At 60.6% G+C, this 24,897-nt stretch carries 18 protein-coding genes and 7 pseudogenes; 12 read left to right on the forward strand and 13 right to left on the reverse strand.

Annotated elements, in window-relative coordinates; all coding sequences use genetic code 11:
* Window positions 1-756 precede the first annotated feature (756 nt).
* The 3 genes and pseudogenes from QY049_RS11880 to QY049_RS11885 form a co-directional block, all read right to left on the reverse strand.
* Window positions 757-921 (reverse strand): hypothetical protein, encoded by a 165-nt coding sequence (locus tag QY049_RS11880; RefSeq protein WP_258766041.1) that lies wholly within the window; start codon window positions 919-921, stop codon window positions 757-759.
* A gap of 125 nt (window positions 922-1,046) precedes the next feature.
* Window positions 1,047-1,196 carry a methyltransferase gene (locus QY049_RS38985; protein ID WP_367401184.1) on the reverse strand — a complete coding sequence of 50 codons (150 nt, stop codon included), beginning with the start codon at window positions 1,194-1,196 and terminating at the stop codon, window positions 1,047-1,049.
* 74 nt (window positions 1,197-1,270) lie between these two features.
* Window positions 1,271-3,383, reverse strand: a pseudogene (locus QY049_RS11885) (FdhF/YdeP family oxidoreductase); the annotation flags it as partial.
* A gap of 201 nt (window positions 3,384-3,584) precedes the next feature.
* On the opposite strand from QY049_RS11885, the pseudogene QY049_RS11890 reads away from it, so the two are divergent.
* Window positions 3,585-4,589, forward strand: a pseudogene (locus QY049_RS11890) (formate dehydrogenase accessory sulfurtransferase FdhD).
* 242 nt (window positions 4,590-4,831) lie between these two features.
* Complete coding sequence (locus QY049_RS11895; RefSeq protein WP_258766039.1) at window positions 4,832-6,235, forward strand: TAXI family TRAP transporter solute-binding subunit; 1,404 nt, start codon at window positions 4,832-4,834, stop codon at window positions 6,233-6,235.
* A gap of 22 nt (window positions 6,236-6,257) precedes the next feature.
* Here QY049_RS11895 and mdoH read toward each other — a convergent pair whose 3' ends face one another.
* Both mdoH and QY049_RS11905 read right to left on the reverse strand, forming a co-directional pair.
* On the reverse strand, window positions 6,258-8,378 hold the full coding sequence (mdoH, locus tag QY049_RS11900) for a glucans biosynthesis glucosyltransferase MdoH (RefSeq protein ID WP_194481314.1): 2,121 nt from the start codon (window positions 8,376-8,378) through the stop codon (window positions 6,258-6,260).
* Window positions 8,366-9,871 (reverse strand): glucan biosynthesis protein G, encoded by a 1,506-nt coding sequence (locus tag QY049_RS11905; RefSeq protein WP_258766038.1) that lies wholly within the window; start codon window positions 9,869-9,871, stop codon window positions 8,366-8,368. Before QY049_RS11905 ends, mdoH begins: the two co-directional genes overlap by 13 nt.
* Window positions 9,872-10,097: 226 nt before the next feature.
* Between QY049_RS11905 and QY049_RS11910 the strand changes: the two genes are divergently transcribed.
* Window positions 10,098-10,277, forward strand: coding sequence for a hypothetical protein (locus QY049_RS11910; RefSeq protein ID WP_194481311.1), 180 nt, complete (start codon window positions 10,098-10,100; stop codon window positions 10,275-10,277).
* A 212-nt stretch (window positions 10,278-10,489) separates the two neighbouring features.
* Here the strand turns inward: QY049_RS11910 and QY049_RS11915 are convergent.
* The 4 genes and pseudogenes from QY049_RS11915 to QY049_RS11930 form a co-directional block, all read right to left on the reverse strand.
* A pseudogene (locus QY049_RS11915) lies at window positions 10,490-10,771 on the reverse strand (superoxide dismutase); the annotation flags it as partial.
* Window positions 10,772-10,799: 28 nt separating this feature from the next.
* Window positions 10,800-11,711: a DUF1259 domain-containing protein gene (locus QY049_RS11920; protein ID WP_194481309.1), complete on the reverse strand. Its 912-nt coding sequence runs from the start codon at window positions 11,709-11,711 to the stop codon at window positions 10,800-10,802.
* A gap of 17 nt (window positions 11,712-11,728) precedes the next feature.
* Window positions 11,729-11,962, reverse strand: coding sequence for a PepSY domain-containing protein (locus tag QY049_RS11925; RefSeq protein WP_258766037.1), 234 nt, complete (start codon window positions 11,960-11,962; stop codon window positions 11,729-11,731).
* Window positions 11,963-12,033: 71 nt separating this feature from the next.
* Window positions 12,034-12,171 (reverse strand): annotated as a pseudogene (locus tag QY049_RS11930) (sulfurtransferase); the annotation flags it as partial.
* A 337-nt stretch (window positions 12,172-12,508) separates the two neighbouring features.
* Here QY049_RS11930 and QY049_RS11935 point away from each other — a divergent pair.
* The 4 genes from QY049_RS11935 to QY049_RS11950 all read left to right on the forward strand — a co-directional run bounded on the left by QY049_RS11935 (window position 12,509) and on the right by QY049_RS11950 (window position 15,597).
* A complete protein-coding gene (locus QY049_RS11935) occupies window positions 12,509-13,543 on the forward strand; it encodes a Cj0069 family protein (RefSeq protein ID WP_258766036.1) in 1,035 nt (344 codons plus the stop codon).
* A 3-nt stretch (window positions 13,544-13,546) separates the two neighbouring features.
* Entirely contained in the window at window positions 13,547-14,143 is a 597-nt protein-coding gene (locus QY049_RS11940; protein WP_258766035.1) for an ATP-binding cassette domain-containing protein, read from the forward strand.
* Entirely contained in the window at window positions 14,140-14,940 is an 801-nt protein-coding gene (fetB, locus tag QY049_RS11945; protein WP_258766034.1) for an iron export ABC transporter permease subunit FetB, read from the forward strand. The genes QY049_RS11940 and fetB overlap by 4 nt, the downstream gene beginning before the upstream one ends.
* A gap of 300 nt (window positions 14,941-15,240) precedes the next feature.
* Window positions 15,241-15,597: a PRC-barrel domain-containing protein gene (locus tag QY049_RS11950; RefSeq protein ID WP_194481300.1), complete on the forward strand. Its 357-nt coding sequence runs from the start codon at window positions 15,241-15,243 to the stop codon at window positions 15,595-15,597.
* 36 nt (window positions 15,598-15,633) lie between these two features.
* On the opposite strand, the gene QY049_RS11955 is transcribed toward QY049_RS11950, so the two are convergent.
* Window positions 15,634-16,086: a transposase gene (locus QY049_RS11955; protein ID WP_367401187.1), complete on the reverse strand. Its 453-nt coding sequence runs from the start codon at window positions 16,084-16,086 to the stop codon at window positions 15,634-15,636.
* On the opposite strand from QY049_RS11955, the pseudogene QY049_RS11960 reads away from it, so the two are divergent.
* A pseudogene (locus QY049_RS11960) lies at window positions 16,078-16,338 on the forward strand (integrase core domain-containing protein); the annotation flags it as partial. The gene QY049_RS11955 and the pseudogene QY049_RS11960 overlap by 9 nt on opposite strands.
* Window positions 16,339-16,357: 19 nt before the next feature.
* Here the strand turns inward: QY049_RS11960 and QY049_RS11965 are convergent.
* Window positions 16,358-16,474: pseudogene (locus QY049_RS11965) on the reverse strand (IS3 family transposase); the annotation flags it as partial.
* A gap of 148 nt (window positions 16,475-16,622) precedes the next feature.
* Window positions 16,623-16,853, reverse strand: coding sequence for a hypothetical protein (locus QY049_RS11970; protein WP_194481299.1), 231 nt, complete (start codon window positions 16,851-16,853; stop codon window positions 16,623-16,625).
* An 829-nt stretch (window positions 16,854-17,682) separates the two neighbouring features.
* On the opposite strand from QY049_RS11970, the gene QY049_RS11975 reads away from it, so the two are divergent.
* The 4 genes from QY049_RS11975 (at window position 17,683) to cysK (ending at window position 24,095) form a co-directional block, all read left to right on the forward strand.
* Window positions 17,683-18,132 (forward strand): DUF4440 domain-containing protein, encoded by a 450-nt coding sequence (locus QY049_RS11975; protein ID WP_194481297.1) that lies wholly within the window; start codon window positions 17,683-17,685, stop codon window positions 18,130-18,132.
* Between the two features lie 257 nt (window positions 18,133-18,389).
* Entirely contained in the window at window positions 18,390-22,391 is a 4,002-nt protein-coding gene (locus QY049_RS11980; protein ID WP_309493958.1) for a GAF domain-containing protein, read from the forward strand.
* The gene (locus QY049_RS11990) at window positions 22,388-22,807 is read left to right on the forward strand and encodes a response regulator (RefSeq protein WP_258766032.1); all 420 of its coding nucleotides are present in this window, start codon (window positions 22,388-22,390) and stop codon (window positions 22,805-22,807) included. The genes QY049_RS11980 and QY049_RS11990 overlap by 4 nt, the downstream gene beginning before the upstream one ends.
* Before the next feature lie 238 nt (window positions 22,808-23,045).
* Entirely contained in the window at window positions 23,046-24,095 is a 1,050-nt protein-coding gene (gene cysK, locus QY049_RS11995) for a cysteine synthase A (protein WP_194481292.1), read from the forward strand.
* A 171-nt stretch (window positions 24,096-24,266) separates the two neighbouring features.
* Here the strand turns inward: cysK and QY049_RS12000 are convergent.
* Window positions 24,267-24,894 (reverse strand): annotated as a pseudogene (locus QY049_RS12000) (transposase); the annotation flags it as partial.
* Window positions 24,895-24,897 lie beyond the last annotated feature (3 nt).

Here is a 24,897-nt window from a genome sequence, read left to right on the forward strand (position 1 = left end):
ATTTGTCAAATTGGTGATCGAAGTCATTTCAGCGGGGGCAGCAATGATCGGCGAAGCCGGGTGCCTTGCGTGCTGCGAGCCAAGAGTGCTCGTGAAATTTGTGCCATTCACAACCGAGTTTGGTCTCAAGCTGTATCGCTGCCTCTCATGTGAGAGCAGCCTACTCCTCGTGACACGGGTGGGAAGTGCGACAAAGGAACGAGGAAGACCCTCGCGCCAAGGGCAATTCAGCGCCATCGACGCTGCGATAGTTGACGCGCGAACCACGCCAGCTTTCCGCGCCTGATATTTGAACCGGAAGAACGACAACTACGCGCCGGAACAAGGGAACGCCGTCTTGGTTATGGGTGATCACCGCCCAAGGCTCTGCCTGTAGGCGTCGGTGACCAAGGGACCGGTCGCGCTCTCGCCTGCACCAGCAAGGGGCCGTGGACCGTGATCGAACCGTCTGACGTCGATTGGTATTCAATCCCCGCACGCATCTGCCTCGTCATCGTTGTCGGCGGCGGTTCAGTGCTCGTGGCATTGGCGGTCACATGCGTTTACCTTATGCATTGACACGCCGCAAACGGCGCGATGACCGTATCAACGCCTCCATGCGGCTTCGAGCAACATGCTCGTTTCATGCTTGCGTTCAGGATCTCAAGGCTGATCAAGTCGCCCCCTTCGCTCCAGCTCTCTCCATAGCGAGACTGCTTGCGCGTGCCATTGTCCGCCGCCCGTGTCGGCCGGATAGACGCTCTTGCCTCGTCCGGATCAGCGATTCGCAGGCCACTGCCACGGCTTCAGCTGCAATTCGATGTGCAACTCAAAATGAACGTCGGCGGCGACGCGGTCTTGCATCTGCTTGAACAGTTCGATTGCCAGCTCGGTGACGCGCGAGCGCGGCGGCCGATTTATCGGGTGTCGCGTGGTGGGCATGGTGCACCTCCAAGGAAGGCACGGCGCAATGGTCGGCTTTTTGGATTCTAGCAGAACTCTTATGCTCAATCAGGATATTGCTGATTTTGACCCGAAGCGCGCGCCCAATCAACATCCACCCTCGCTCAAGCCGCCACGGCTTCCACGATGCTCGCTGCTGAATCGGTTGGCACCACCTGCGTTAGGCGGAAACCTGCTTTGCTCAGGAGTGACGCGTATTCCAAAGCGGTTCGTTCCCGTCCCCCCAATTGTACCAGCATCACCATATCGAGCATCTTTCCTGGATGTGCGATGTCGCCGGGCGGCCATCTCCACAATGAGCAGGCGCCCCGCCGGATCCATCGCCCTGCAGGCTGCGCTCGACACCATCATTGGCCTCAGTCACCAATGTGACGGTGTCTCCGAATTTCAGCCCATCCGCCTCCTTGTCCGCCGGATTCATCAGGACGACATAGCCGCTGCCCTGGATACCGCGGAAGCGGTCGTCCTGGGTATAAATCGTGGTGTTGAACTGCCCATCCGCGCGTATGGTCATCAACTCATAGACGCCGTCGCTCTCCTTTAGCGGCGCGAAAGTTGCCTTGGGCACGGTGAAGTTGGCCTTGCCGTTGGGCGTCTTCCATTTGCGCTCGCGCGCCGCCAGCGGCCGAGGAAAGCCGCCCGGCTCGAACATGCGCTTGTTGAAATCCTTGAACTGGTCCGGATAGGTACGCTCGATCGCATCTCTCAAACGCGCGTAATCGGCGATCCAGGCGTCCCAGTCGACGTTGGGATTTGGCTTTAGGGTTGCCTTGGCGAGACCCGCGATGATCGCGGCTCAGACAAGGCATGTTCGGTACCGGTTTGCGTTGGCCGCGCGAGCCATGAATACAGGCGGTGGAATCCTCCATCGACACGGCCTGCGCGCCGCCGGCTTGTTCATCGATCTCGATACGACCGAGGCAAGGCAGGAGGTACGTGACCTCGCCCGGCACAATGTGGCTGCGATTGAGTTTTGTCGCGATCTGTACAGATAGACGCAGGCCGGACCAGGCCGGCTCCATCAGCGAGCGCTCTGGGATCGCGCGCACGATATTACCACCAAGACCGACGAAGCCGCGCACGACAGCTTTCAAAATACCTTTGCAGGCGTCCACGGTCGTGAGTCCGTCCCAGCGCGGCGGCTCGAACCCGTAGAGTTCGGCGAGCTTGTCAAGCGGGACCAGCTTCGTCTTTTCGGAGATGCCGACCGTGCGCTGGCCCTGAACGTTGGAATGCCCGCGGATCGGCGAGATGCCAGCACCGGGCTTGCCGATATTGCCGCGGAGCAGCAACAGGTTCACAATCATCTTGGCGGTTTCGTCACCGTCCTTGTGCTGAGTCACACCCATGCCGTAATTGGCGATCACGGCATTGGCCGCCATATAGACGTTAGCGGCATCGATCATCGCGGCGCGCGTCAGACCGGAGGCGCGCTCGATTACGTTCCAGTCCTGTGCACGACAGAACGCGGCGAACTCGTCGAAGCCCGACGTATGCTGCGCGATGAAATCGACGTCCACCGTGCGCGGCGATCCGTTTGCTTGTGCCAAATCGTCCAGATCGATCACACATTTGCAGATGCCGACGATCGCCGCAGCGTCGCCGCCGACACGGACCTGATGATATTGTGTACTGATACGCGTGCCACCCGCAATCATCTGCAGCGGGTTCTGCGGATTGACGAAGCGCTCGAGTCCCCGCTCTCGGAGCGGATTGAACGTCACGATCGGCACGCCACGCTGAGCTGCCTCCTGGAGCGGATGCAGCATGCGCGGCGCGTTCGTCGTGGTGTTGTGGCCGAAGAAGAAAATGCAGCCGGTGTCGGAAAGGTCCTTCAGCTGCACCGTGCCGACGGGAACGCCGATCACCTGCGGCAATGCCACGGACGTCGTCTCGTGGCACATGTTGGAGCTGTCGGGGAAATTGTTAGTGCCATACATCCGGCCGAACAACTGGTACATGTAGCTCGCCTCCAGCGAAGCACGGCCGGACGTATACATGATGACCAAACGGGGATCGAGATTGCGCAGCTCCGCGCCAATCTCGCGAAACGCTTCGCTCCAGTTGACCGCGACATATTTGTCGCTGACCGGATCATAGCGCATGGGTTTGGTCAGCCGACCTGTCCAGCTGATGATCGGACCAGGCGCGCAGCTCGGTGAGCGTATGCTGTGCGAAAAACTCCGGCGTGACCGTCTTACCGGTCACCTCCCAGGCGGTCGCTTTGGCGCCGTCTCGCAGAATTCGAAGGGATGCGGATTTGCTGGCTTCGCCCAGGAGCAGCTGACGCACATGAAGCCGCCCGGCTTGTTCTGTTTCAGCAGGATCTCGCTGCCGAGGATCGCGATCTCCTCCTGGGTGAGGATGTGCATCACGGCATTGAGCGAGCCCCAGCCACCAGCGGGCGCATCGTAATTTTCGACTTTTGCTTTCTGCCGCATGGCGGGCCCTTCGCTTCCAAGCCCCCAACGGGAAACGGAAGGCGGGATCGAAGGTTCCTACGCTTTCGGAACATTGGGCGCGCTGGCGCGTCGATACTTCGTCGCAGGACGAACATCATGCACGGCTGCCATTCAACCCGACGTGAATGCACCTCAGCCCCGACAGCTTCGATCAGGATGCCCCGACTGACCTCGCGCGGAATGCTGGACCAGCGCGTCGTTGCGGACGAGTGTCCGGTGGCGCTCGTCTTTGACGGCACAACTATGGCTGTCCTGATGGCGACGCCCTCCGATCTCACCGATCTCGCGCTCGGCTTCAGCCTGACCGAAGGGCTCATCGAGGACCCCGGCGAGATCGAAGAGTTGTCGGTCGTCCCCGGTGACGACGGAATCGAGCTGCGAACCTGGCTGCGGCCGCAGGCCGGACGCCGACTGAAGGATCGGCGCCGGCAGCTGATCGGTCCGACAGGCTGCGGCTTGTGCGATATTGAGAGTCTGGCCGAAGCCAACCGGATGCATCGTGCCGTCACGCGGCAGATCTGTCTGACGCCAGAGGAGATCCGGACCTCGATCGAGCGCCTTGACGCGGGGTAAATCCTTAACCACGCCACGCGCGCCACCCATGCCGCCGGCTTCTTCCGGCCCGGTCGGGATGACATGATCCTGCGCGAGGATGTCGGACGCCACAACGCGTTGGACAAGCTCGCCGGTGTCTTGGCCGCGCAGGGCGTGTCAGGCCGTACCGGCGCCGTCATCCTCACGAGCCGTATTTCCGTGGAGGCCAGCGGGCTGACGCTGATCGGCATCGCACGCGGCAGCGATTTCGAGATCTTCAGCCATCCCGCAAGGAGTTTACCGTTGAGTGGCCGAGGGAGGCAGCCTCGGCAAAAAGTGGACTCCATTCCACGTGCGGAGTCTGTTATTGGCCCTTCGACTTTACGTTATTCATCTTCGCGCCGCGAATTGGCCAGGCTCGGCTTACAGTCTATGAGCTCCAGCAGGTCGGAACGTGAGGCGCAGCAGCTTCGCCGGCGCCAGCGGCGGCCGGATGCAGCGGAGCGAGATGCCCAGGTGCTGGTTGTACTGCAGGATGCTTCTCGTTGTTTGCGCGGACCCCAACGGCTTAAGAACAACGACCCGCGCGGCAGCACGCCCGAAGTGCGAGAGGAATGGCAGGCTGCTCGCCGGTCCGGGAGCGGCAAATAACCCCTGTCAGCAGGCGCGGAAGATCTGCAACGGCGGCAGTGATGGATTGGAGCAAGAGTTCAATTCTTTCAATCGGTTAGAAGGCTGTGTGTGCAAGACGTGCACCGAGCAATCTAAAAATCCTGCGAGAACCAAGATGAGTGTGCTGCGACGGAACATTGCGATCAAAGACGGGTTCGCCCAAGTTAAAGGCGGCGCACTTGTGGCTCCAACGCAGGCGTTCCTTCACGTAGGTTCTGCCGATGTCACCGTCCGACCCAGTTAATAGTGCTCACGATCGGCGCCAACGAAGGCTGCTCTTTGTGTTGGCTCTGGGTTTTGTCGTTTTCGGCGCCGCCGCAGCTGCCCTCTTCTACGCCTTGCAACCCGAGACCCTTCGGATCGCCGTGGGCCCCGCAGGCAGCGACGACCAACAGGTGATCGAAGCGATGGCCGAGGCTTTCGGGGAGGAAAGCAGGTCGATCAAGCTGTCCCCGATCACGACCGAAGGTGCGGCCGAGTCCCTGGCGCTTCTGGGCGCCGGCAAGGCCGACCTCGCAGTTGGTCGCGGCGACCTCGGCATGCCGACAGACGTGCAGACACTGGCCGTGCTGCGGAAGAACTACGTCGTCCTGTGGGCGCCCTCGGGACGACCGGGCAAGGTCTCGCGGAAAAAGACGACCGGTAAGATCGGAGAGATTGCCGATCTGGCCGGCCACAAGGTCGGAATCATCGGAAGGACCGGCGCCAACGTCGCGCTCCTGCGCGCCATTCTGGTCGGCTCCGGCGTCGAACCGGACAAGGTCGCGACGGTCCAATTCGGGACCGACGAGATCGAAAAACTCGCGCAAGACACGACGGTCGACGCCTATCTCGCGGTCGGTCCGCTCGACAGCAAGATCACTGCCGACGCGATCGCCGCGACCTCGCGGTCGCGCGGAGCTCCGAAGTTTCTTCCGGTCGACGCATCCGAAGCCATTGCCCTGAAGCACCCCCGATACGAAGCAGAAGAGATTCCTGGCAGCGTCTTCTGCGCAAACCCGGCCTGGCCGGACGACAAGGTCGACACCATCAGCGTCAATCATCTCATCTTGACCAGAAAAGAACTGTCTGAAGCCAAAGCCGCGGCATTCTATCGGCAGCTGTTCGCGGTACGTGACACGATCATGCAACGTGTCGCCGGCGCCGCGCACATCAGCAAGCCCGAGACGGAAAAGGAAGCGGAGCCCTCCGTGCATAGGGGGGCCGCAGCGGTCATCAACGGGACCGAGCGGACCTTTCTGGACAAGTACAGCGACTACTTCTGGTTCGCTTTGCTTCTACTGTCCGGGATCGGTTCGGCGGCCGCCTGGCTGCGCAGGTATCTGAACAGGGACGAGCGGGATGACAACACCGGCTACCGCAATCGCATTCTCGCCCTGGTCTCGGAGATTCGGGATGCCGGGTCCGAACAGGACCTGCTGGAATCGCAGCGGGAGGTCGATTCGATCATCGGCGAGACCCTCAAGTGCTACGACGAGGGAGCCATCGAACAAGAGGACATGGCCGCATTCGGCCTGGTCCTCGAGCTCTTCGATCATGCGGTTGCGGAAAGGCGCGCCGTGCTGCAGAACGGCTCCGCCGATCCGGCGAGGTCTCCGGGCCCAACTCTGGCCTCGCGCCGATAGTCGCACCCGGCAAACCAGACCCTCAACGCTTCTGCAGCACGGTCGAGAGCACTGGACCGTCGCTCAGGATCGACAGGACCTCCCGCGAGGACAGATGTGCTGAGGCTTCCTCAAAGGTATCGCTCGCGTCCACCTTGGCGCGGCCGACCGCTAGGTTCGCATCGACCGCGTCAGGCCGGGCGGTGCGCGGAGGTGGAAGCTGCGCCAGGTGGAAGGCCAGGAGCGCAGGGTCTTCGCGCAATTGCACCAGCGCGGCTCTGCCCCCTAGCTCCGCGGACGCGCTTAGTTCGTTCGCCCGACGCAGGACCGGAGGCGGCTCTCGTTCTTCGGGAGTGACGAACAATTTGGCGGACACCGGCCTGGCAGTCAGGGCGCCGATGGGAACAGCGAACAGCAGCCCAACGATGACCGGCGACATCCAGAGCAGAAGGGGCAGCGAAACGGCGTACGCGCTTGCCGCCATTGCAACACCGCACAAGGTTGGAACGCCGTATTTCCGATACAGTTCGCGGCGCTCGACCGTGCCGTCGTCGCGCCTCTGCGTCTGCCAGCCCGCATCGCGGCCGGCTAGAATCTCGACGACCGCGATCGACTGGAAGATCATCATCACCGGCGCCATCAGCGCGGACACGATGATTTCTGCGAAAACTCCGGCCGAGGTTCGCAATGCCCCGCCGAATTGGCGTCGCTCCGAGCCCCGTATCCACACGAGAAGCAGGCTGAGCAGCTTCGGCAACAGCAGCAGGCCCATGGTGGCGACGAACACCCAAATGGCGAGCACGGGATCCTGGGCCGGCCAGGTCGGAAAGAGCGAGAAGCCCTTGGGAAAATACTCCGGCCGCACGAAGCGGGCCTGCAGCGAGATCAGCATTCCCAGCAGCAGGAACAGCAGCCACAGCGGCGCCGTCAGATAGGCTCCGATCCCTACCATGAAATGCAGCCGCGAGACCCAGTGGAGCCCCCGCGCGGGGACCACGGCGAGATGCTGAAGATTGCCCTGGCACCAGCGTCGGTCGCGCGCGGCGAAATCGAGCAGCGAAGGCGGCACCTCTTCGTAGCTTCCGCCGAGCAGCGGCAGCATGTGGATGCCCCACCCGGCCCGCCGCATCAGCGCGGCCTCGACGAAATCGTGGCTGAGGATGTGCCCGCCGAACGGCTTGGGCCCTCGCAGTTGCGGCAGCGCTGCCGCTTCGGCGAACGCCTTCACCCGGATGATTGCGTTGTGGCCCCAGTAGTTGCCCTCGGAGCCGTGCCACCAGGCGACGCCGGCGGCGATCATCGGCCCGTACAGCCTGCCCGCGAATTGCTGGACGCGGCTGAACAGACTTCGTGCATTGACGATCAGGGGGAGCGACTGGACGAGGCCGGCGGTGGGATTGGTCTCGATCGCATGGACCAAGCGGACGATGGTCTGCCCGCTCATGAGACTGTCGGCGTCGAGCACGATCATGAAGTCGTAGACGGCGCCGAACCGCGTGATCCACTCCGAGATGTTGCCGGCTTTGCGCGCCGTGTTGTCGGCGCGGTGACGATAGTACAGCCGCGATGCGCCGACGGCCTGCCGCAATGCGAGCAGTGCCTTTTCTTCGGCGACCCAGATGTCCGGATCGGTGCTGTCGCTCAGAACATACCAGTCGAACAGCTCTCCATGGTTCGTCGCTTCCAAGGATTCGATGATCGCGCGCAGCCTGGCCGTCAATCGGTGGGGGTCCTCGTTATAGGTGGGAAGCAGCATGGCCGTGCGGCTTGCGATCGCAGGCAGCTCCGCATCCGGCGCGAAGGCGCCCGCACGGTGGGCCAGCAGCACAAAGAAGCCGGCAAGTGCGGATGCGAACGAGAAGGCGACCCAGGCGAGCAGGATCAGAAAGAGCGCCAGTACCATGGCTTCGAGGACGGTGACGCCTCCGACCTCCAGCACGCGATACATCTCATAGCCGCCGGCCCCCGTGAGCGCCGCCGTCGCGAGCAGGATGAGGCCGCGTCGCCAGGCCATCGCGGAGCCGAACGCCGCAGGAATACGGTCGGGGACCCGGTTCTTTCCGAGGTCGCCAGGAGCCATGGGAAGGGGTGACTCGCGCGGCAGCAGGCGTTGGGTCGCGATATTGCTTGCGACCGGCCGTGGCGCCGTGTTCAGGGTGCCCATCGGTAGACCCAGACTTCCGACAAGGGCTTGTCACCTTCGGTCAGAAACGCCCGCAACTCGATCGGCTCCCCCTTCACCTGGCACTGGAAGCTCAGCCGCCAACCGCCGGTGTACGGATTGGGCTGCGTGACGATGTTCTTCACCTCGGATTTCTCCGCCGTCACAACGCCTTTGACGCCGGCCGGATCGATGCTCTTCAGATTGTCGCCAACCAGATCGAGGACGAAGAGGCGGGCGTGTTCGCCCCTCGCCCCTATCCCGCTTCGCGTGAAGCGGGCCAGCGAATGCGGTTTCGGACTGTCCGGTCCCCAGTGCAGCCGGTAGGTGTAGTTGTGTTCGCCCTTTGCCTGCAGCGGATTCTTCGGCCGCCAAAATGCGGCGATGTTGTCGTGGACCTCTTCCTTGGTCGGAATCTCGAACAGCATGACGCCGCCCTCGGCCCAATCGCCGATCGGCTCCATCCAGAGACTTGGACGCTTTTCGAAGCTGGATTCGATGTCCTGGTAGGCGAAGAAGTTTCTCTCCCGCTGCATCAGCCCGAAGCCACGGGGATTGAGATCCTGGAAGGTGCTGATCTGCAGATCGCGGGGGTTGCTAAGCGGCCGCCACAGGCTCTCGCCTTTGCCGTTGAAGATCGCGAGGCCGTCGGAATCGTGTACGGACGGGCGGAAATCGTCGATGTCGTTGCGATCGTTCGGACCGTAGAAGAACATGCTCGTCATGGGCGCGAGACCGACCCGCGGCATTTCGACCCGCGGGTAGACCGACATCTCGACGTCGAAGACCGTCGTGTCCCCCGGCCGCACGGTGAAGCGGTAGCTCGCTACGCAACTTTTACTGTCAAGCAAGGCATGGATGACCATCGAGGTCGCACCCGGCGCGGGCCGCTCGAGCCAGAACGCCTTGAACAACGGAAATTCCTCCCCCTTGGCCTCGCCGGTATCGATTGAAAGTCCCCGCGCGGAAAGCCCGTACGTCTGCCCCTTGGCCACGGCGCGGAAGTAGCTCGCGCCCAGAAAAACGCAGAACTCGTCGTAGTAGTCAGGGCGGTTGATCGGCGCGTGGATGCGGAAGCCGGCGAAGCCGAGATCGGTCTCCTCGAACGCGGGCACCTTCTCGCCGAAGGAAAAGTCCTCCTTGCGGTATTTGATCTCGGTGGCCTTTCCGTCCGCGACCTCGAAGATGTTCACCCGGTTCTTGTAGAAGAAGCCGCGATGGAAGAACTGCGCCTCGAACGGGAGATTCTTGCCGCGCCAGAGCGCGCGCTCGGGCAGGAAGCGGATCGAACGGTACTGATCGTAGTCGAGGTCGTTCAAGCCGCCGGTCAGCTTCTCGTCGGGCGCCTCGAACGGCTTGCCTGCGAGCATGCGGGCCAAATCCCTCACCGTGGACGACCCAAACGCGTCATCCGACGCGCCGGCGTAACCGCTGCGCGAGGCGAGCAGCAACGCCGGCAGCAACGCCGACCCTTGAACAAGTTGCCGTCGGTTCACGTGTTCTCCTACCCGCTACTGCTGCTGCCGCGGCCATGCAACGACCACCACGCCCGCGAGTTCCACCGGCCTCGCAGTCACTGCTCAAAGGTTGCGCTTTGGGCCGATCAGCCACAAAAAAGAACGGGATTCGCAGCGATGCAGGCTTCCCTCATTCGAGCTCGAACGGCGGAGCGGCCTGCGGAACCTCTTGGCGTCATGCGCCTTCTCTGGTTGGAGGACAAAAATGGCGCGCGTCTGGGACACATCGCTGTTCGCTATCGCTGCCGTCTATTTTACCGTCGATGCCCTGTTCTCAGCGATCACCGCGCCGATGGTTTGGCCAAGCAAAAAGAGGCTGCTGGAGCAGATTCGACGTCGGGTAACGTCGTTGGGTCTCTATCAGTCCTTCGCCCTATCCACCTGATGGGGAGGTCGCGGATCCCCAAAGCTTCAGACACATCTAGTACTCGGTCTTGCAGGCGGGGCCGGCGTAGTTCTTCATGCAAGCCGCCGCTGCTCGGCGCAGACCTTGCACGTCTGCGCGCGACCTGTCTGTGCGCCGGCAATCAGACCGACCAATCCCGACACTGCACAGCGAGTTTTCTCATTCCCTTCACCTCGACTCCTTAGCTTTCCCTCGGCGAGCGCGCCGCCCGGCTTGCTGGCGCCGCCGAGACCATCGAAGTAGATCTCATGCAGGATCATCGAATTTGCGGCGATCAGCTCTTTACGTTTGAGCCCGTTGATGACGAAGTTCGGCGCCTTGGCGAAATCCAGCTCGGCGAATTGCACGCTGATGGCGTTGAGCCGCTTCACCGCGCCGTCGTAGTTGTTCTCATAGTGGCTGACGAGCGCCTTTTCAGAGATCCCGCTGATCGATTTCGGGTCGAACGGCAGCGGTTTGGTTTCGTAGGGCATCGGGCGGCTCCTTCCCTCAATCCTTGGCTCAACTCTTCGTACTGGCAGTCTTGTCGAGTGCCGCGCGCAAGCCTTCGGCAAGCTTCACTGCGTCGTCGTTCGCCCAAAAGTGCATGAAGAACAGCCTGGGCTGCTCGTCGAGCATGTGGCTGTGCAGCGCGGTCACCTCGATGCCGTGTGCCCGCAGCGCCAGGATGACCGGGTTGACCTCGTCGCCGGTCAGCACGAAGTCGCCCGTGATAGCCGCCTTCCCGCCTCCCGTTGGCTGGAAGTTGATGCCGATCGCGACGCCCATCGGACCGACGGGGGTCAACGGCATCCCATCCTGCGTGATCGGGTCGCGCCGCTTGACGTTGAACTGGTATACGCCTCCGTTGGCCTGGCCCTTCACGCCGATGATTTGGTCGAGCTTTGCGGTGTCGAGATCGACGGCCGGCGGCGGGCTCGCCGGCGCCGCGACCGTCAGCGGCGTCTTGCTCTCGGCCAACGCATCGTGGATCGCCGAGGCCAGCTTGACGGGGTCGCCGTGGCCGGCGACGTGCATGTAGAACGTCGCCGGGCTCGCCCGCAGCAGATGGTTGTGTACGGCGGTGATCTCGAGACCGTTCGCGATCATCTTCGCCATCACGGGGTTGATCTCGGTCTCGAGCAGCACAAGGTCGCCCATGACCATGGCGCCGCCGTGCCCCGGCTTGAACGCGACCCAACCGCCGAGCGCCAGCGCAGGCTTGATTGCCACGCCGTCCAGCGTCACCGACAGATCGGTCCGGGGAAAGCCGTAGCGATGGACGTCGTCCGAGACGGCGGGCTTGCGTCCCAGCGTCTCATCGACTTTCTGCCAGTCGACGCTCTGCGCATGTGCCGCCGAAACGAATGAGCCGGAGGCAAGTGCCAGGAGCCAGGCGCCGAGCACGATCAGCGCGTAAATTGTCCGTTTCATCGTACTGCTCCTCGAGCTCAGTCGCGTTCTTTGATCTGGCCGCTGCTGTCGACGACGAGCGTCACCGGCTTGCCGTCCTTCACCGCCTTGGCGGTGGTACCTTCGGCCGTCGACTTGACGTCTTTCACCTGCGAATAGCCGGCCGCCTGAATCTTGGCGACCAGCTCTTCCTGGGTCAGGGCGTGGGCGGGCGAGAGGCCCATCGCTAGCGCTACGAAGAGCGCTGCCTGATAGATCATCGATATCCGCATGTCTGATCTCCTGGTTGTCCCTGCCCCAGAAGTTGTTCCTCCCTCCGGGCTCACTTGGCCTTGTTCGTCGGCCGCACCGCGCCGGGAATCAGGCGTGCATCGACCGAGAAGTACTCATCGATGCGCACATCGATGAGTATCGGCGCGGCCGCCGTGCCTATCAATCGAGATGGTTTGTCAGGTGAACTGGAGGTGTAGAGAGCTGACATGCTGCGCCCTTGGTGATCAGGACGCGATTCTTGGGCATGACGCCTCGCGGGGAGATCGCACATCCCCGTGGCGCAAATAGATGCCCAGACGGCGGGGCTGTCAACCCGCGTGAGCCAAGGGCCTCCAATAATTATCGGCCCGACGTCACGAAGATTTTATGATCGGATGGAACGAAGTTGATCTCGGCGCTGGCTTCCCGACTTAGCTTACGAGGATAAGATTGACCACTTGCTGGCACCTAACGACCTCACGTAGACTGCCGGTCCGGGATCAAGCAGACTCCCGGCGAGACTTCGGTCCAAGTTCTGCGCAGCACGCAACACGTGGAGCTTGCGCATGAATACCGAGAAGCATCCCTCTTCCCGACGCACCGTCGCCATCCTCTCGCGAGGAGATGCCGCCGCGCGCCGAGACGCGACCTCGAAAAACGGCCGCTTCGTCGACGTCTTCGAGGCGCTGGCCGCCGTCGGCGTCGACGGGCGCCCTGCGATCTACGACGAAAGTTTCGCCGACACCGTCCGCGAACAACTGCTCGCGGTGGACGGAGTGCTCGTCTGGGTCAACCCGATTCAAGACGGCCGAAACCGCGCCAGTCTCGACGCGCTGCTGCGCGACGTCGCCGCGCAGGGCGTGTGGGTGAGTACCCATCCCGATGTCATCCTCAAGATGGGCACCAAGGAGGTTCTCTATCATACCCGCTCGATGGGATGGGGAAGCGACACAGCGCTATATCAAACCGCTGCGGCCATGCACGCCGAGTTGCCAACGCGGCTCGCCGCCGGCCCGCGCGTGATCAAACGCAACCGGGGCAACGGCGGCCAAGGCGTCTGGAAGGTCGAGAAGTTGCCGACCTCCTCCATGATCAAGGTGCTGGATGCGACCAAGGACGCGCCCGAGGAACTGACGCTGGATGATTTTCTTCGTCGCTGTGCGGAGTATTTCGAGAACGGCAGTGTCATCGACCAGGCGTTCCAGCCTCGCCTGAGCGAGGGCGTGGTCCGCTGCTACATGGCAGGCGATCGCTGTGCCGGCTTCGGCCACCACAAGGTCAAAGCCCTGGTCGACTCGCCGGCCGCGCGATCTGACGCCGGACCGCGGCTCTACACGTCGAACGCTGACCCGCACTTCCAGCGGCTGCGCCGGTTGATGGAGGACGAGTGGACGCCGCAGCTAACGTCATTGCTGGATATCGCGCGAGACGACCTACCTGCGATCTGGGACGCCGATTTCATGCTCGGCCCGGTCCAAGCCGACGGGAGCGACAGCTACGTACTCGGCGAGATCAACGTCAGTTCGGTGCATCCCTACCCGGGCGAGGCGCCGGCGGAGATCGCCAGGCGGGTTGCCGATCGGCTCCAGCTAAAGCTCTGACGTATGCTGACGGTCAGCGGGCTCAAGCGCCTGCACATCTCCGTGTCATTCGACCTGCAGGACGGCGAATGCGTCGCCCTGCAAGGACCCTCCGGAGTAGGAAAGACTTTGCTGCTCCGCTCCGTCGCGGACCTCGATCCCAACGAAGGAACGGTCAAGCTGGATGGAACGCCCAGAGAAGCGATGCCAGCCCCCGCCTGGCGAAAACAAGTAACCTATCTCGCAGCCGAGCCTGGCTGGTGGTCCGACACCGTGCAGGAGCACTTCACGTCCTGGGACGATGCCCTGCCGTTGGTTACGCGCCTGGGGCTGCCGGAGGACTGCGGACCGTGGTCGATCCAAAGAATTTCGACCGGCGAGAGACAGCGATTGGGGCTTGTGCGGGCGCTCATGCTGCGATCGCGGGTGCTTCTGCTGGACGAACCGACCTCGGGCCTCGACCCCGCATCCGCTGCGGCCGTTGAAGCTCTGATTGCCGAACGCATGGCGGATGGAACGAGTGTCCTCTGGAGCACCCACGACGACGCCCAAGCTCGCCGTGTCGGGTCAAGAATATTCGCGATGACACCCGACGGTAGGATCCAGGAAAGCCAGCCGTGACCTACATCCAGCTTTCGTACGGCGATCTGGTCCTACCTGCGCTCCTTGTCGTCATGGATGGCGTCCTCTCGCTTGTTCTCCGCCTCAAGCTTGAGAAGCAACTGGCCATTGCGACCGTGCGCATGGTGGTTCAGCTCGTCCTCGTCGGATACGTGCTGACGTTCCTGTTTGCTGCGGTGTCGCCGTTCTGGACTGCCCTCGCCGCCCTGGTCATGGTCTTCTTCGCTTCGCGGGAGATCGTCGCGCGGCAGAAGCGGCGCCTTCCGGGCGTTTGGAAGTACGGTCTGGGTGCCGCATGCACGCTGCTCGCGGCCGGCACCGTCACGATGTTTGCGCTCCTGACGGAGTTGCGTCCAGATCCTTGGTATCATCCGCGCTATGCGCTGCCGTTGCTGGGCATGATGCTCGGCAACACCATGACCGGAATAAGTCTGGGCCTGGACGTGCTGACCAACAGCTTGGTGCGCGAACGAGCCGCCGTAGAGGCTTGTCTTGCGCTCGGCGGCACCCGACACCAAGCCCTGCTGCCCATAATACGGGACGCGCTGAGAAGCGGCTTCATGCCGATCATGAACAGCATGGCGGCGATCGGGCTCGTTTCGCTGCCGGGGATGATGACCGGCCAGATTCTTGCGGGCGTCGAGCCTGTCGATGCGGTCAAATATCAATTGCTGATCATGTTCCTGATCGCCGGTGGGACCGGGATGGGAACGCTGGCTGCCGTTCTGGGTGGCGCACGCCTGCTGACCGATCATCGACACCGTTTGAGGCTCGATCGAATTCTGACAGAAGGATAAAGATGGCGGCTCTATCGAAAGAGCATGCCGGCCAACGCAAGATCGAGCCATTTCGGTCAGCAATTCTGCCAAAGGAGGCGTTGGGATTTGAACGTGACGACGTCACCCCGCGCGTGGTCGCTCGGGATCGTCGCCCGTGGCGTTAAGGAAGACCGCGCCGGACCGGCGACATGACAGACCACGACGGTCGTGGGGAGACGCGCCTCGTTGCATCGAAACCCTGCGATGCGTTGCGGTCGTAGGAACGAGAGCGTCCCGAGCACGGTTCTCCTGCACCGAAAACCAATGGAGAAGACTCAGATGGAAACGGAACGACGGGAAACAGGAAGTCTGATCGGAAGCGACAAGGTAGAAGGCACTGCCGTCTATGGAGCGGACGACCAGAGGATCGGGTCGATCGAGCGCGTGATGATCGACAAGACCAGCGGCCAGGTATCCTATGCAGTCCTTGGCTTCGGCGGGTTCCTCGGTATCGGCGACGACCACTATCCGCTGCCTTGGCAATCGCTCAAGTACGACACCGGCCTCGGCGGTTACCGAACCAACCTCACGGCCGACCGGCTGAAGGGCGCGCCCAAGTACGGCAACGACAATGCCTGGAACTGGACTGATCCGGGACGAGCACGAGCCGTCAACGATTACTATGCCGGCTTCTGACGCTCGCCATAGATCCAAGCGACCGATGGAGTGACTTCAGGAGGCGTTCGCCCGAGCTAGGGCCGTAGCCGTTATGGGGCCGATGCCGGGAATCGAGGACAGCAACTTCGCCATCGGATTTGCGCTCTGGATCCGAGCCAGCTCACGTTCGATGGCCTCAACCTGTCGGTCCAATTCCCTCAGTTGGTTCACAAGCAAGGCAAGTGCGATGCGGGCGTGAGCCGGCAGCGTCAGATCTTCGTCGTCCAACAAGTCCACCAGACCATCCATTCGTTGCACGACAATGATTCCGAACTCAGCAAAGTGAGCTCGAATGGCGCAAGCTGTCATGGTGCGTTGGCGGACCAGCAAGCCTCTTGCACGATGAAGCATCAAGAAGCCCTGGTTCTCGGCGCTTTTGATCGGGACGAAGCGCATATTGGGACGGCTAACCGCTTCGCAGATTGCGGCCGCGTCAGCGGCATCATTCTTGGCTCCTCGCTGCGGGATGAACTGTTGAACGAGACGCTGTTAACCTCGCTGGCCCAGGCCCGCGTCACGCTCCGATGCTGGCGGGCCGATTACAACGAGGCACAACCACACTCGCGGCTCGGATGGAAGACGCCGTCCGAGTTCGCATTTACCTGCCACCCGCGCCGGGATCTGGCGCTGCGCTATGCCGAGGGCTCCGCGCCAGCTCCCGTCGCTACCACCGCCCAACCGGGCAAATCCAATAGCCGGAGCGAACTCAGGATTGGATAAAACTTGGGGGCAAGGTCAGCGGCTCCAGTGCGGGCGAGAAGCGTGAGAAAATATCGACGATCGTGAGCACCCGGAGCTTACCGCCGTTGGCCAGCTGGTCATGAACGAAGTCCATCGCCCAGATCTCGTTGACGCGCGTTGCCGCTCTTCCGGGTGCATAGACTACGACAGCGCGCCTGTCATATTTGCCTCAGTCACTCCCCAGTGAACGAAACCATTCCCAGCGACCGCGAAGCCTTCCGGAAATGAGCCGGGCTTAGCTTCCTCATTTTCCAAGGGGGATTTCAAAAATGATCACGCTCAGAATTATTGGTGCGCTCGTCGGCGGCGGACTGCTCATTGCGCTGTGCGCGACGGATTTCGCAGCCGATCTTGCTCTCGCCATTGCCGGGCTTTTCACGTAACGCCCGCCACTCCGACGATTTTCGCCAGTAGGCAGACATGACTGCGAAGAGGATCATCAGCCATGTCGCAAGCGCGGCACACCACAGAACTGCTTCCAGCATCTCGGGCATGAAAGCCCTCCCCGATAAGAAAATACTTCCGACAGAGGGAAGAGTGTCAATTGCCACTTTTTCCCAATCGGCGTAGAATTTCACTCGGCGTTTTGGCGCTGCGCATAGTGATATCTCTGCCGCCCGCTCTTTGGCGTCCCGCAAAGACGAAATCCCCAGAGGGCGGGCTTATTATTTAGGAGTATCGTAATGGCGAGACTATCAACGCTTCCATCTCAAGTCTTTGATCACGCGCCGGACCAAGCACTGGCTCACCTGCCAACGGAATTGCCACCAGTTCAGACCGGCCCAACCGTCGCATCTGCGGCAGACGTCGCGCTACCTCAGCACGCCATCGACCAAGTCGAGCACATTGCGCCGGTCGGCGTTTCGCATCTTCCAGATTTCTTTTTCTAGACAATCAACGAACCAGGCCGCCTAATCGGCGGCTTCCGCAATACCCATTTCTGCCATCGCGATAATTGCTCCAACGTGCGCAATGTTAATCCAGACGCCAACGCTCGGAATGCTTTCCGTTTCGACGCCGCAGCCGAAATCGCAGCAGAAAAGGCTCGCTTTCACCGCTTTGGAAACAATGCCGACTAGAAGCCGTCTTCATTAGTCCGCACACTCACCGTCCGCGCCTCAAACGCTTCGATTGCCGCACAGGCCATTGCCGAGCTCACCCAACACCATCTTCAGCTCGGTGGACATTGTCGAGGTCGATATCGCATAGCGAAAGTGTTAGATGATCGTTCCGATCGTTATCGCAACTCCAAATTGACGTGATAAGCTATTGTTGCCTAACAGGCCGACTTTTCAGATCAGCATACCTTTGGAGGGAATTAAGATGCGACGTGCTTACGCTCTTTGTTTCGTCGTGGCCGCTTTCGGCTCTCCCTGTTTTGCAACGGATGCGGATCTCAAGCAGGAAGTAGAGAAGATCGGCACCGCCTATGCCGACAATTTCAACAAGCAGAACGCAGCAGGTATTGCAGCGCTCTATGCGACCGGCGGCATGATGATCAATGGCGCCGGACCTCATACAAACATCGCTGAAACTTACGCTGGCGTGTTCAAGGCTGGTTTTAACCACAATGAGATCACGGTTGATCAGGTCTCGCCTTTGGGGCCTGATACCCTGATCGCAGTCGGTCAATTCCATCTTACTGGCAAGAACGCATCCGGCGAGCCTATGGATTTTAAAGGGCTTTGGACGGCGACGGATGTGCGAGAGGGCGGTGTCTGGAAGATCCGAGCACTCGCGGCCTTCCCCAAAGCGCCGCCGCCAAAGGATTAAACCCGGACTTGCGGAGGAAGCTACCAGTCGAAAGCGGTTTCCTCCGCCGGAAAGGACCAATTAGGACCGTTGCTGAACATACCCGAAGTTATCGTGACGTCGGCTATCGGCAGTGGACCGACGCGGGGCGTGCTTTCCTCAACCGCTGCTTTTGACCCAACGCGGAAATCACGCCCGGGAGCAATATTCTGGCTCCTTTGACCCCTTCCAGAATGGGTTGCGCCCGATAAGATGGCCTTGTTCACCCCGGGGCGGATATGGCGCGGTCGGCAAAAGCAGGCGGCAAGCGGAGCGCGGCGAAGGCCCGCCTGGCGCGCTTAGCGAACGGCCGTAAGCCTTCGAAGGGCAAGCGTCCCGTTCAGTCCGCCGCCCCTTTGAAGCGGACCACAGCCCGGCACACGGAGTTGCAGGAAGCCCGTGTACAACAGGCGGCAACGGCTGCGATATTGAACGTTATCGCGAGCTCACCGTCGGACGTGCAGCCGGTGTTCGACGCTATCGCGCATAGCGCGAACCGATTGATCGGGAGCTCCTCGACCGCGGTTCATCGAGTTATTGGCGACCTCGTTCATTTGGTGGCCTATACGCCCACGGACCCTAAATCCGACAAAGCTCTTCAGAAATCGTTTCCCATGCATCTCGGCGTGATGCCCACCGCTCTACTTAAGCAAGGCGAAACTATACAGATCGCTGATTCTGAAAAGGCCGAGGCCGCAATCCAGCGACTTGCCCGTACCCGCGGCTGGCGCAGCATCACGTTTACGCCGCTTGTGAACCATGGCACTTTTATAGGGTATATCACCTCCACGCGACAGGAGCCGGGCGTCCTCGCCGATCATCACGTCCAGTTGCTGCGAACCTTCGCCGACCAAGCTGTCATCGCGATCGAGAACGCGCGGTTGTTCAACGAGGTGCAGGCCAAGACGCAGGACCTTACCGAGGCGCTACGATACCAGACCGGAAGTGCCAACATCCTCAACGTGATTGCCTCATCGCCAACTGACGTACAACCCGTCATGAATGCCATTGTTGAAAGCGCTTGCGAGTTCTGTGGAGCCTATGATGCAGTAGCACTACTGCAGGAAGGTAAAGATTTATTGTTCGTGGCCCATCATGGGCCAATCCCACAGTTTTCCATTAGAAAATCAATAAATCGAAACTGGACTGCAGGTCGTGCTTTCATAGAGAAGAAGGCGATCCATGTGCACGATCTGCAAGCTGAGCGGGACGAATTTCCTGAAGGCCAAGAACTTGCCCTCAGCATGGGCCACCGCAGCATTGTCAGCGTCCCGCTACTTCGGGGAGGGGAAAGCATTGGCGCGCTTGTCTTGCGCCGTAGGGAGGTCAACCCTTTTACGGAGAAGCAGATTGGACTGCTTCAGACCTTCGCTGACCAGGCCGTTATTGCCATCCAAAACGTCAAGCTCTTCGACGAAGTGCAGGCCCGCACTCGCGACTTGCAGGAATCGCTTCAGCAGCAGACAGCAACCGCAGACGTGCTCAAGGTCATTAGCCGCTCGGCATTTGATTTGCAAACCGTGCTCGATACGCTGACCGAATCGGCGACAGAACTCTGCAACGCAGATATGGGTTCGATCGCGCGCAAGGATGAGCGCGGCTACTATCACGCTACGGCCTACAAATTCGCTGTCGATTGGGTCAGGGTTGCTGATCCGTTGCGAATACAACCAGGCAGAGGAAGTGTGATCGGGCGCGCGCTGCTCGAAAAGAAAGCCGTTCAGATCATCGACGTTCTTTCGGACGCGGAATACAACTATCCCGACATGCAGAGAGCGGCGGGCTATCGAACGCTGCTCGGAGTTCCACTGATGCGTCAGGGTGAGCCGATTGGCGCTCTCTTCCTTGGACGCAAGACAGTCAAGCCCTTTAGCGACCAGCAAATTGAATTAGTATCGACCTTTGCTGATCAGGCCGTGATCGCCATCGAAAACGCGAGGCTGTTTGATGAGGTGCAGACGCGGACGAGCGAGCTGTCGGAATCGCTTCGGCAGCAAATTGCGACGTCCGACGTACTGAAGGTGATCAGCCGGTCTACCTTCAATCTTCAACCCGTTTTTGACGTTATAGCTGAGAATGCCGTCAAGCTGTGCGAGGCCGAGAGAGCCTTCATTTTCCGATATGATGGTCGGCTGCTCAGAGCCGTGGCCCACTGCAACGCCGGCCCCGAAGTGCAACAATTCGTATACCAGAACCCAATTGAGCCTGGACGGCAGAGCATTTCGGCCAGAGCTGCTCTTGAACGGCGAACTATCCATGTGGCTGACGTTCAAGCTGACCAAGATTATCAATATGCTTTGCGAGATGTGGGCCCGATTCGAACGCTCCTCGCGGTGCCAATGCTTAAGGGCGATGAATTGATCGGTGTTATTGCAAGCTACAGATTGGAGTTGAAGCCGTTTTCGACGGACCAAATCGCTCTCTTGGAGGTCTTTGCCGACCAAGCGGTGATCGCCATCGAGAACGCGCGCCTGTTCAACGAGACGAAAGAGGCGCTGGAGCGACAGACGGCGACGGCCGAAGTGCTCAAGATCATCAGCCGTTCCGCTGTCGACCTCGACACCGTGCTCGACACGCTGGTGCAGACCGTGGCGCGTCTCTGCCGGGCAGATCAGGTTTATATGTTCCATCTGCGCCATGATCTTTGGCACCTAGTGGCTGACTACGGGCTTTCGACGGCGGCAAGAGACTTCTTCCAGACGAATCCCTTCACACCCGGACGCGGCTCGACATCCGGACGGGCTGCGTCAGAGCGTCGAGCCGTCGTCATCCCTGATGTCCTGCAAGACCCAGAATACACTCTCAGCGAAGGGCAGAAGATCGCAGGCTACCGCACGACCCTTGGCATTCCGTTGATACGGGAGGATAAGCTTCTAGGCGTATTTAGCATTACACGGACACGAGTCGAACCCTTCACGGATAGGGAGGTCGAACTCGCAACCACCTTCGCTGACCAAGCGGTAATCGCAATCGAGAATGCCCGCCTGTTTGAGGAGCTACGAGAGCGTCAGGCCGAGTTGCGCGTCACCTTCGACAATATGGGTGACGGCGTCGTCATGTTCGATGCCGAAGCGCGAATCGCCGCATGGAATCGCAATTTTCAGGAGATGCTCGATCTACCAGACGCCTTTTTGGCCGGGCGACCTAGCTATGCCGACTATTTCCGCTATCTTGCGAAGCGCGGCGAATACTCGGCCGATCTCGAAGAGCAGTTGATCGGCACGGTTGAGGATACCAGGCGGGAGTTGCGCCTTGAACGTACCCGGCCGGATGGGCGCGTCGTCGAGGTGCGCCGCAACGCGGTGCCTGACGGGGGTTTCGTTCTGATCTATGCCGACATTACGGAGCGTAAGCGAGCTGAAGAGGCCATTCGCCTGGCGCGCGACGCTGCCCAAAACGCGTTGCGGGATTTGCAAACGGCACAAGACCGCCTGGTTCAGACGGAGAAGCTGGCATCCCTCGGCCAGCTCACCGCCGGCATCGCCCACGAAATCAAAAACCCGCTCAATTTCGTCAACAATTTTGCGGCGCTCTCGGCAGAGTTGACTGATGAACTCAGCGATACATTGGGTCCGGTCCCGCTCGATGAGAGGATTCGCGGCGACATTAATGAACTAACGGGGATGCTAAAATCCAATCTGGAGAAAGTGGTCCAGCACGGCAAGCGCGCGGATTCGATCGTTAAGAACATGCTGCTGCACTCGCGCGAAGGGTCAGGCGAGCTACGAGTCGCCGACATTAATAGCTTGGTCGAGGAAAGCCTGAACCTTGCCTATCATGGCGCGCGGGCCGAGAAGTCAGGCTTCAACATTGCACTGCAACGTCAATTTGACGCTACGGCTGGAGAGGCTGAGCTCTTCCCGCAGGAGATCACCCGCGCCTTGTTGAACCTAATCTCGAACGGCTTCTATGCGGCAACCAAACGGGCGGTCGATAGCGGTGGAAAGGCATTTGAGCCGACACTCTTGGCCAGTACCAAAAATCTGGGCGCTTCAGTTCAGATACGCATTCGGGACAACGGCACTGGCATACCGGCTGAGGTGAAGGAGAAGATATTCAACCCCTTTTTCACTACCAAACCCGCGGGGGAAGGAACGGGACTCGGCCTGTCTATGACCCATGACATCATCGTGAGACAACACGGGGGCACCATCCGCGTAGACACGGCGCCAGGCGAATATACGGAATTTATTGTCACGCTGCCGCGGGCAACTGGCGCGCCGAGACGGAGCACGACATGAGCACGTACATCGTTGTAGTCGATGACGAGCCCGACGTCGCCGAGATGTTCAGGCAACAGTTCCGTCGGGATTTGCGGTCCGGCCGGTTCATGATGGAATTTGCCCTGTCCGCACCGGCCGCGTTGGAGCAGGTGAAGGCAATACCTGATCCGTCACTCATCTTGATCCTTTCCGACATCAACATGCCGGGTATGACAGGTCTTGAGATGCTGCCCAAGGTGAAGGCGGAGCGTCCAAACGTCCCCGTCATCATGATCACCGCTTATGGCGACGATGCGACCCGGAAGAGAGCGACCGAACTTGGTGCAGCCGGATTGCTTCCAAAGCCTATAGATTTTAGCCTGTTGCGCCGGGAGATCGAGCGACGGCTGGAGCGGGCTGCTCAGTGCGTTATTGGCCCAAGTCGGACAACATAGCACGCTAAAGAGCGAACAAAGTTCTGGTGACATGATAGGGCACACCGACCCAGCGCCGGCCTCGATATCTAATTCTTCTGCAACGTGCTACTTTCCAAAACTCTTTGCCGGCTAATGTGACCGCGCATTCAACGTCGGCCTAGTGCCTGAAGCTTACATCCTTGTGTCTTTGAGAGCGGAGCTAATCGCAGTCTGCAATGTTGTTTTTTTGAAAAATTGTTGTGATGAGGACATAACCATGGGTCATCAATATCAAAGCATTCTCGAAACTGTCGGCCACACGCCCGTTGTGCGGATCAATCGTCTCGCGCCCGCGGGCGTCAACCTCTTTGTGAAGGTAGAGGCCTTCAATCCGCTGGGCTCGGTCAAGGACCGGCTCGCTCTTGGCGTGATCGAGGCCGCGGAGAAATCCGGAGAACTCAAGCCCGGTCAGACAGTAATTGAGGCGACGAGCGGCAACACGGGCATCGGCCTTGCGATGGTATGCGCCGCCAAAGGATACCCCCTGGTTGTCACCATGGCCGAGACCTTCAGCATAGAGCGGCGGCGGCTGATGCGGTTCTTGGGCGCGAAGGTCGTCGTAACCCCTGCGGCCGACCGGGCGGTCGGAATGATCAACAAGACTATGGAGCTTGCCAAGACCCATGGCTGGTTCATGACGCGGCAATTCGAAAACGAAGCCAATCCGGACTACCATTCCAAAACTACAGCGGTCGAGATTCTGGACGATTTCGCGCGAGACCGGCTGGACTATTGGGTCACGGGCTACGGGACTGGCGGCACGCTGAAAGGCGTGTCGCGGGTGCTCAGGAAGGAACGTCCCGACACGAAGATCATCGTTTGTGAGCCACAAGATGCGCAACTGCTGGGCAGCGGCGTTGAGCAGATGCGCAACGACGATGGCACGCCGGCGGCGCCGCATCCGACATTCAAGCCGCATCCGATGCAGGGCTGGACGCCCGACTTCATCCCAAAGATCACCGGCGATGCCGTCACGATGAAACTCATCGACCGGATCCTGCCCATCCCCGGCCCCGAGGCCATCAGGTGCAGCAAGGAACTTGCGACCAAGGAGGGCATCTTTGTCGGTATCACCTCGGGCGCAACCATGGCTGGCGCGCTCAAGATCGCGGCAGAGGCCGAGAAAGGCGCGAACATCCTTTGCATGCTGCCTGACACCGGGGAGCGCTATCTGAGTACGCCGTTGTTCGCTGACGTTCCTATCGACATGAACGAGGAAGAGCTGAAGATTTCGCGCTCAACGCCGACGGCCCAGTTCAAGACGTAGGAGTTTTCGTAGTTCCTTTGTTCAAGCCCAGGGGCCGTTCCTTCGTCCCGGCCCGCAGAACGTCAATCGCGTCACGCGCAGGGGCGGTCAAGGCCAGCCGTCGCACTTGGCTTGCGGCTGGCTCCGGCATCGCCAGGCTGCGCCTTGACCGCACTGAGCACGGCGCGAGGATCAAGCGGGTCGGACGCCTGCATCGTCGGTCCTCGTCAGCTCGAAGGCGCATCCTTTAGCCAGCACTGCCCGGGCGATGCGAGCAAGCTTGTTGGTCAGCGCGATCGCGAGCACGTTGTGGTGCAACCGCCTTTTGGCGGCTTCGATCCAGGATTTGAGCCTATAACGTTTCCAGTTCTTTGTCCTGACCAGCACAACCCACGCCGCCTGCACGAAAAGAACGCGCAGGTGGCGATTGCCGCGCCTCGAGATTTTGCCGAGGATGGTGCGGTCTCCCGTCGAGATTTGCTTGGGCACCAGTCCAAGCCAAGCGCGGAAGTCGCGGCCTTTGGAGAATACGTCTCCAGTGCCGATCGCGGCCACCATGGCGCTCAAATGATCGGCCCGATGCCAGGCACCGTCATCAGGCGCGAACATGCCTGATCTTGACCGGGCCAGTGTTTCGATCTCGCCGGATAGGTCATCGATGGGCGGACATATTTGGCCGGCATCAACCTGGCATCGTGACTAAGCGATGCGAGCTTGCCGCTCAGGTGATGTGCGCCGACGCAGGCTTCCATGCCGATCAGGCAAGGCGGTATGTCAACCGGCGTCCAAACTTGGCTCTGACGCATATTCGATGATCGTGTTT

The organism is Bradyrhizobium sp. WYCCWR 13022 (assembly GCF_030435535.1).
Classification (GTDB): domain Bacteria; phylum Pseudomonadota; class Alphaproteobacteria; order Rhizobiales; family Xanthobacteraceae; genus Bradyrhizobium.

Coding starts and splice junctions, on each gene's coding strand:
- QY049_RS11910 (WP_194481311.1), top strand. CDS start 10,098: ATGGCGCGCGTCTGGGACACATCGCTGTTCGCTATCGCTGCCGTCTAT.
- QY049_RS11990 (WP_258766032.1), top strand. CDS start 22,388: ATGAGCACGTACATCGTTGTAGTCGATGACGAGCCCGACGTCGCCGAG.
- QY049_RS11925 (WP_258766037.1), bottom strand. CDS start 11,962: ATGCGGATATCGATGATCTATCAGGCAGCGCTCTTCGTAGCGCTAGCG.
- QY049_RS11940 (WP_258766035.1), top strand. CDS start 13,547: ATGCTGACGGTCAGCGGGCTCAAGCGCCTGCACATCTCCGTGTCATTC.
- QY049_RS11895 (WP_258766039.1), top strand. CDS start 4,832: ATGTCACCGTCCGACCCAGTTAATAGTGCTCACGATCGGCGCCAACGA.
- QY049_RS11935 (WP_258766036.1), top strand. CDS start 12,509: ATGAATACCGAGAAGCATCCCTCTTCCCGACGCACCGTCGCCATCCTC.
- mdoH (WP_194481314.1), bottom strand. CDS start 8,378: ATGGGCACCCTGAACACGGCGCCACGGCCGGTCGCAAGCAATATCGCG.
- QY049_RS11980 (WP_309493958.1), top strand. CDS start 18,390: ATGGCGCGGTCGGCAAAAGCAGGCGGCAAGCGGAGCGCGGCGAAGGCC.
- QY049_RS11975 (WP_194481297.1), top strand. CDS start 17,683: ATGCGACGTGCTTACGCTCTTTGTTTCGTCGTGGCCGCTTTCGGCTCT.
- QY049_RS38985 (WP_367401184.1), bottom strand. CDS start 1,196: ATGCTCGATATGGTGATGCTGGTACAATTGGGGGGACGGGAACGAACC.
- QY049_RS11880 (WP_258766041.1), bottom strand. CDS start 921: ATGCCCACCACGCGACACCCGATAAATCGGCCGCCGCGCTCGCGCGTC.
- QY049_RS11920 (WP_194481309.1), bottom strand. CDS start 11,711: ATGAAACGGACAATTTACGCGCTGATCGTGCTCGGCGCCTGGCTCCTG.
- QY049_RS11950 (WP_194481300.1), top strand. CDS start 15,241: ATGGAAACGGAACGACGGGAAACAGGAAGTCTGATCGGAAGCGACAAG.
- cysK (WP_194481292.1), top strand. CDS start 23,046: ATGGGTCATCAATATCAAAGCATTCTCGAAACTGTCGGCCACACGCCC.
- QY049_RS11970 (WP_194481299.1), bottom strand. CDS start 16,853: ATGCCCGAGATGCTGGAAGCAGTTCTGTGGTGTGCCGCGCTTGCGACA.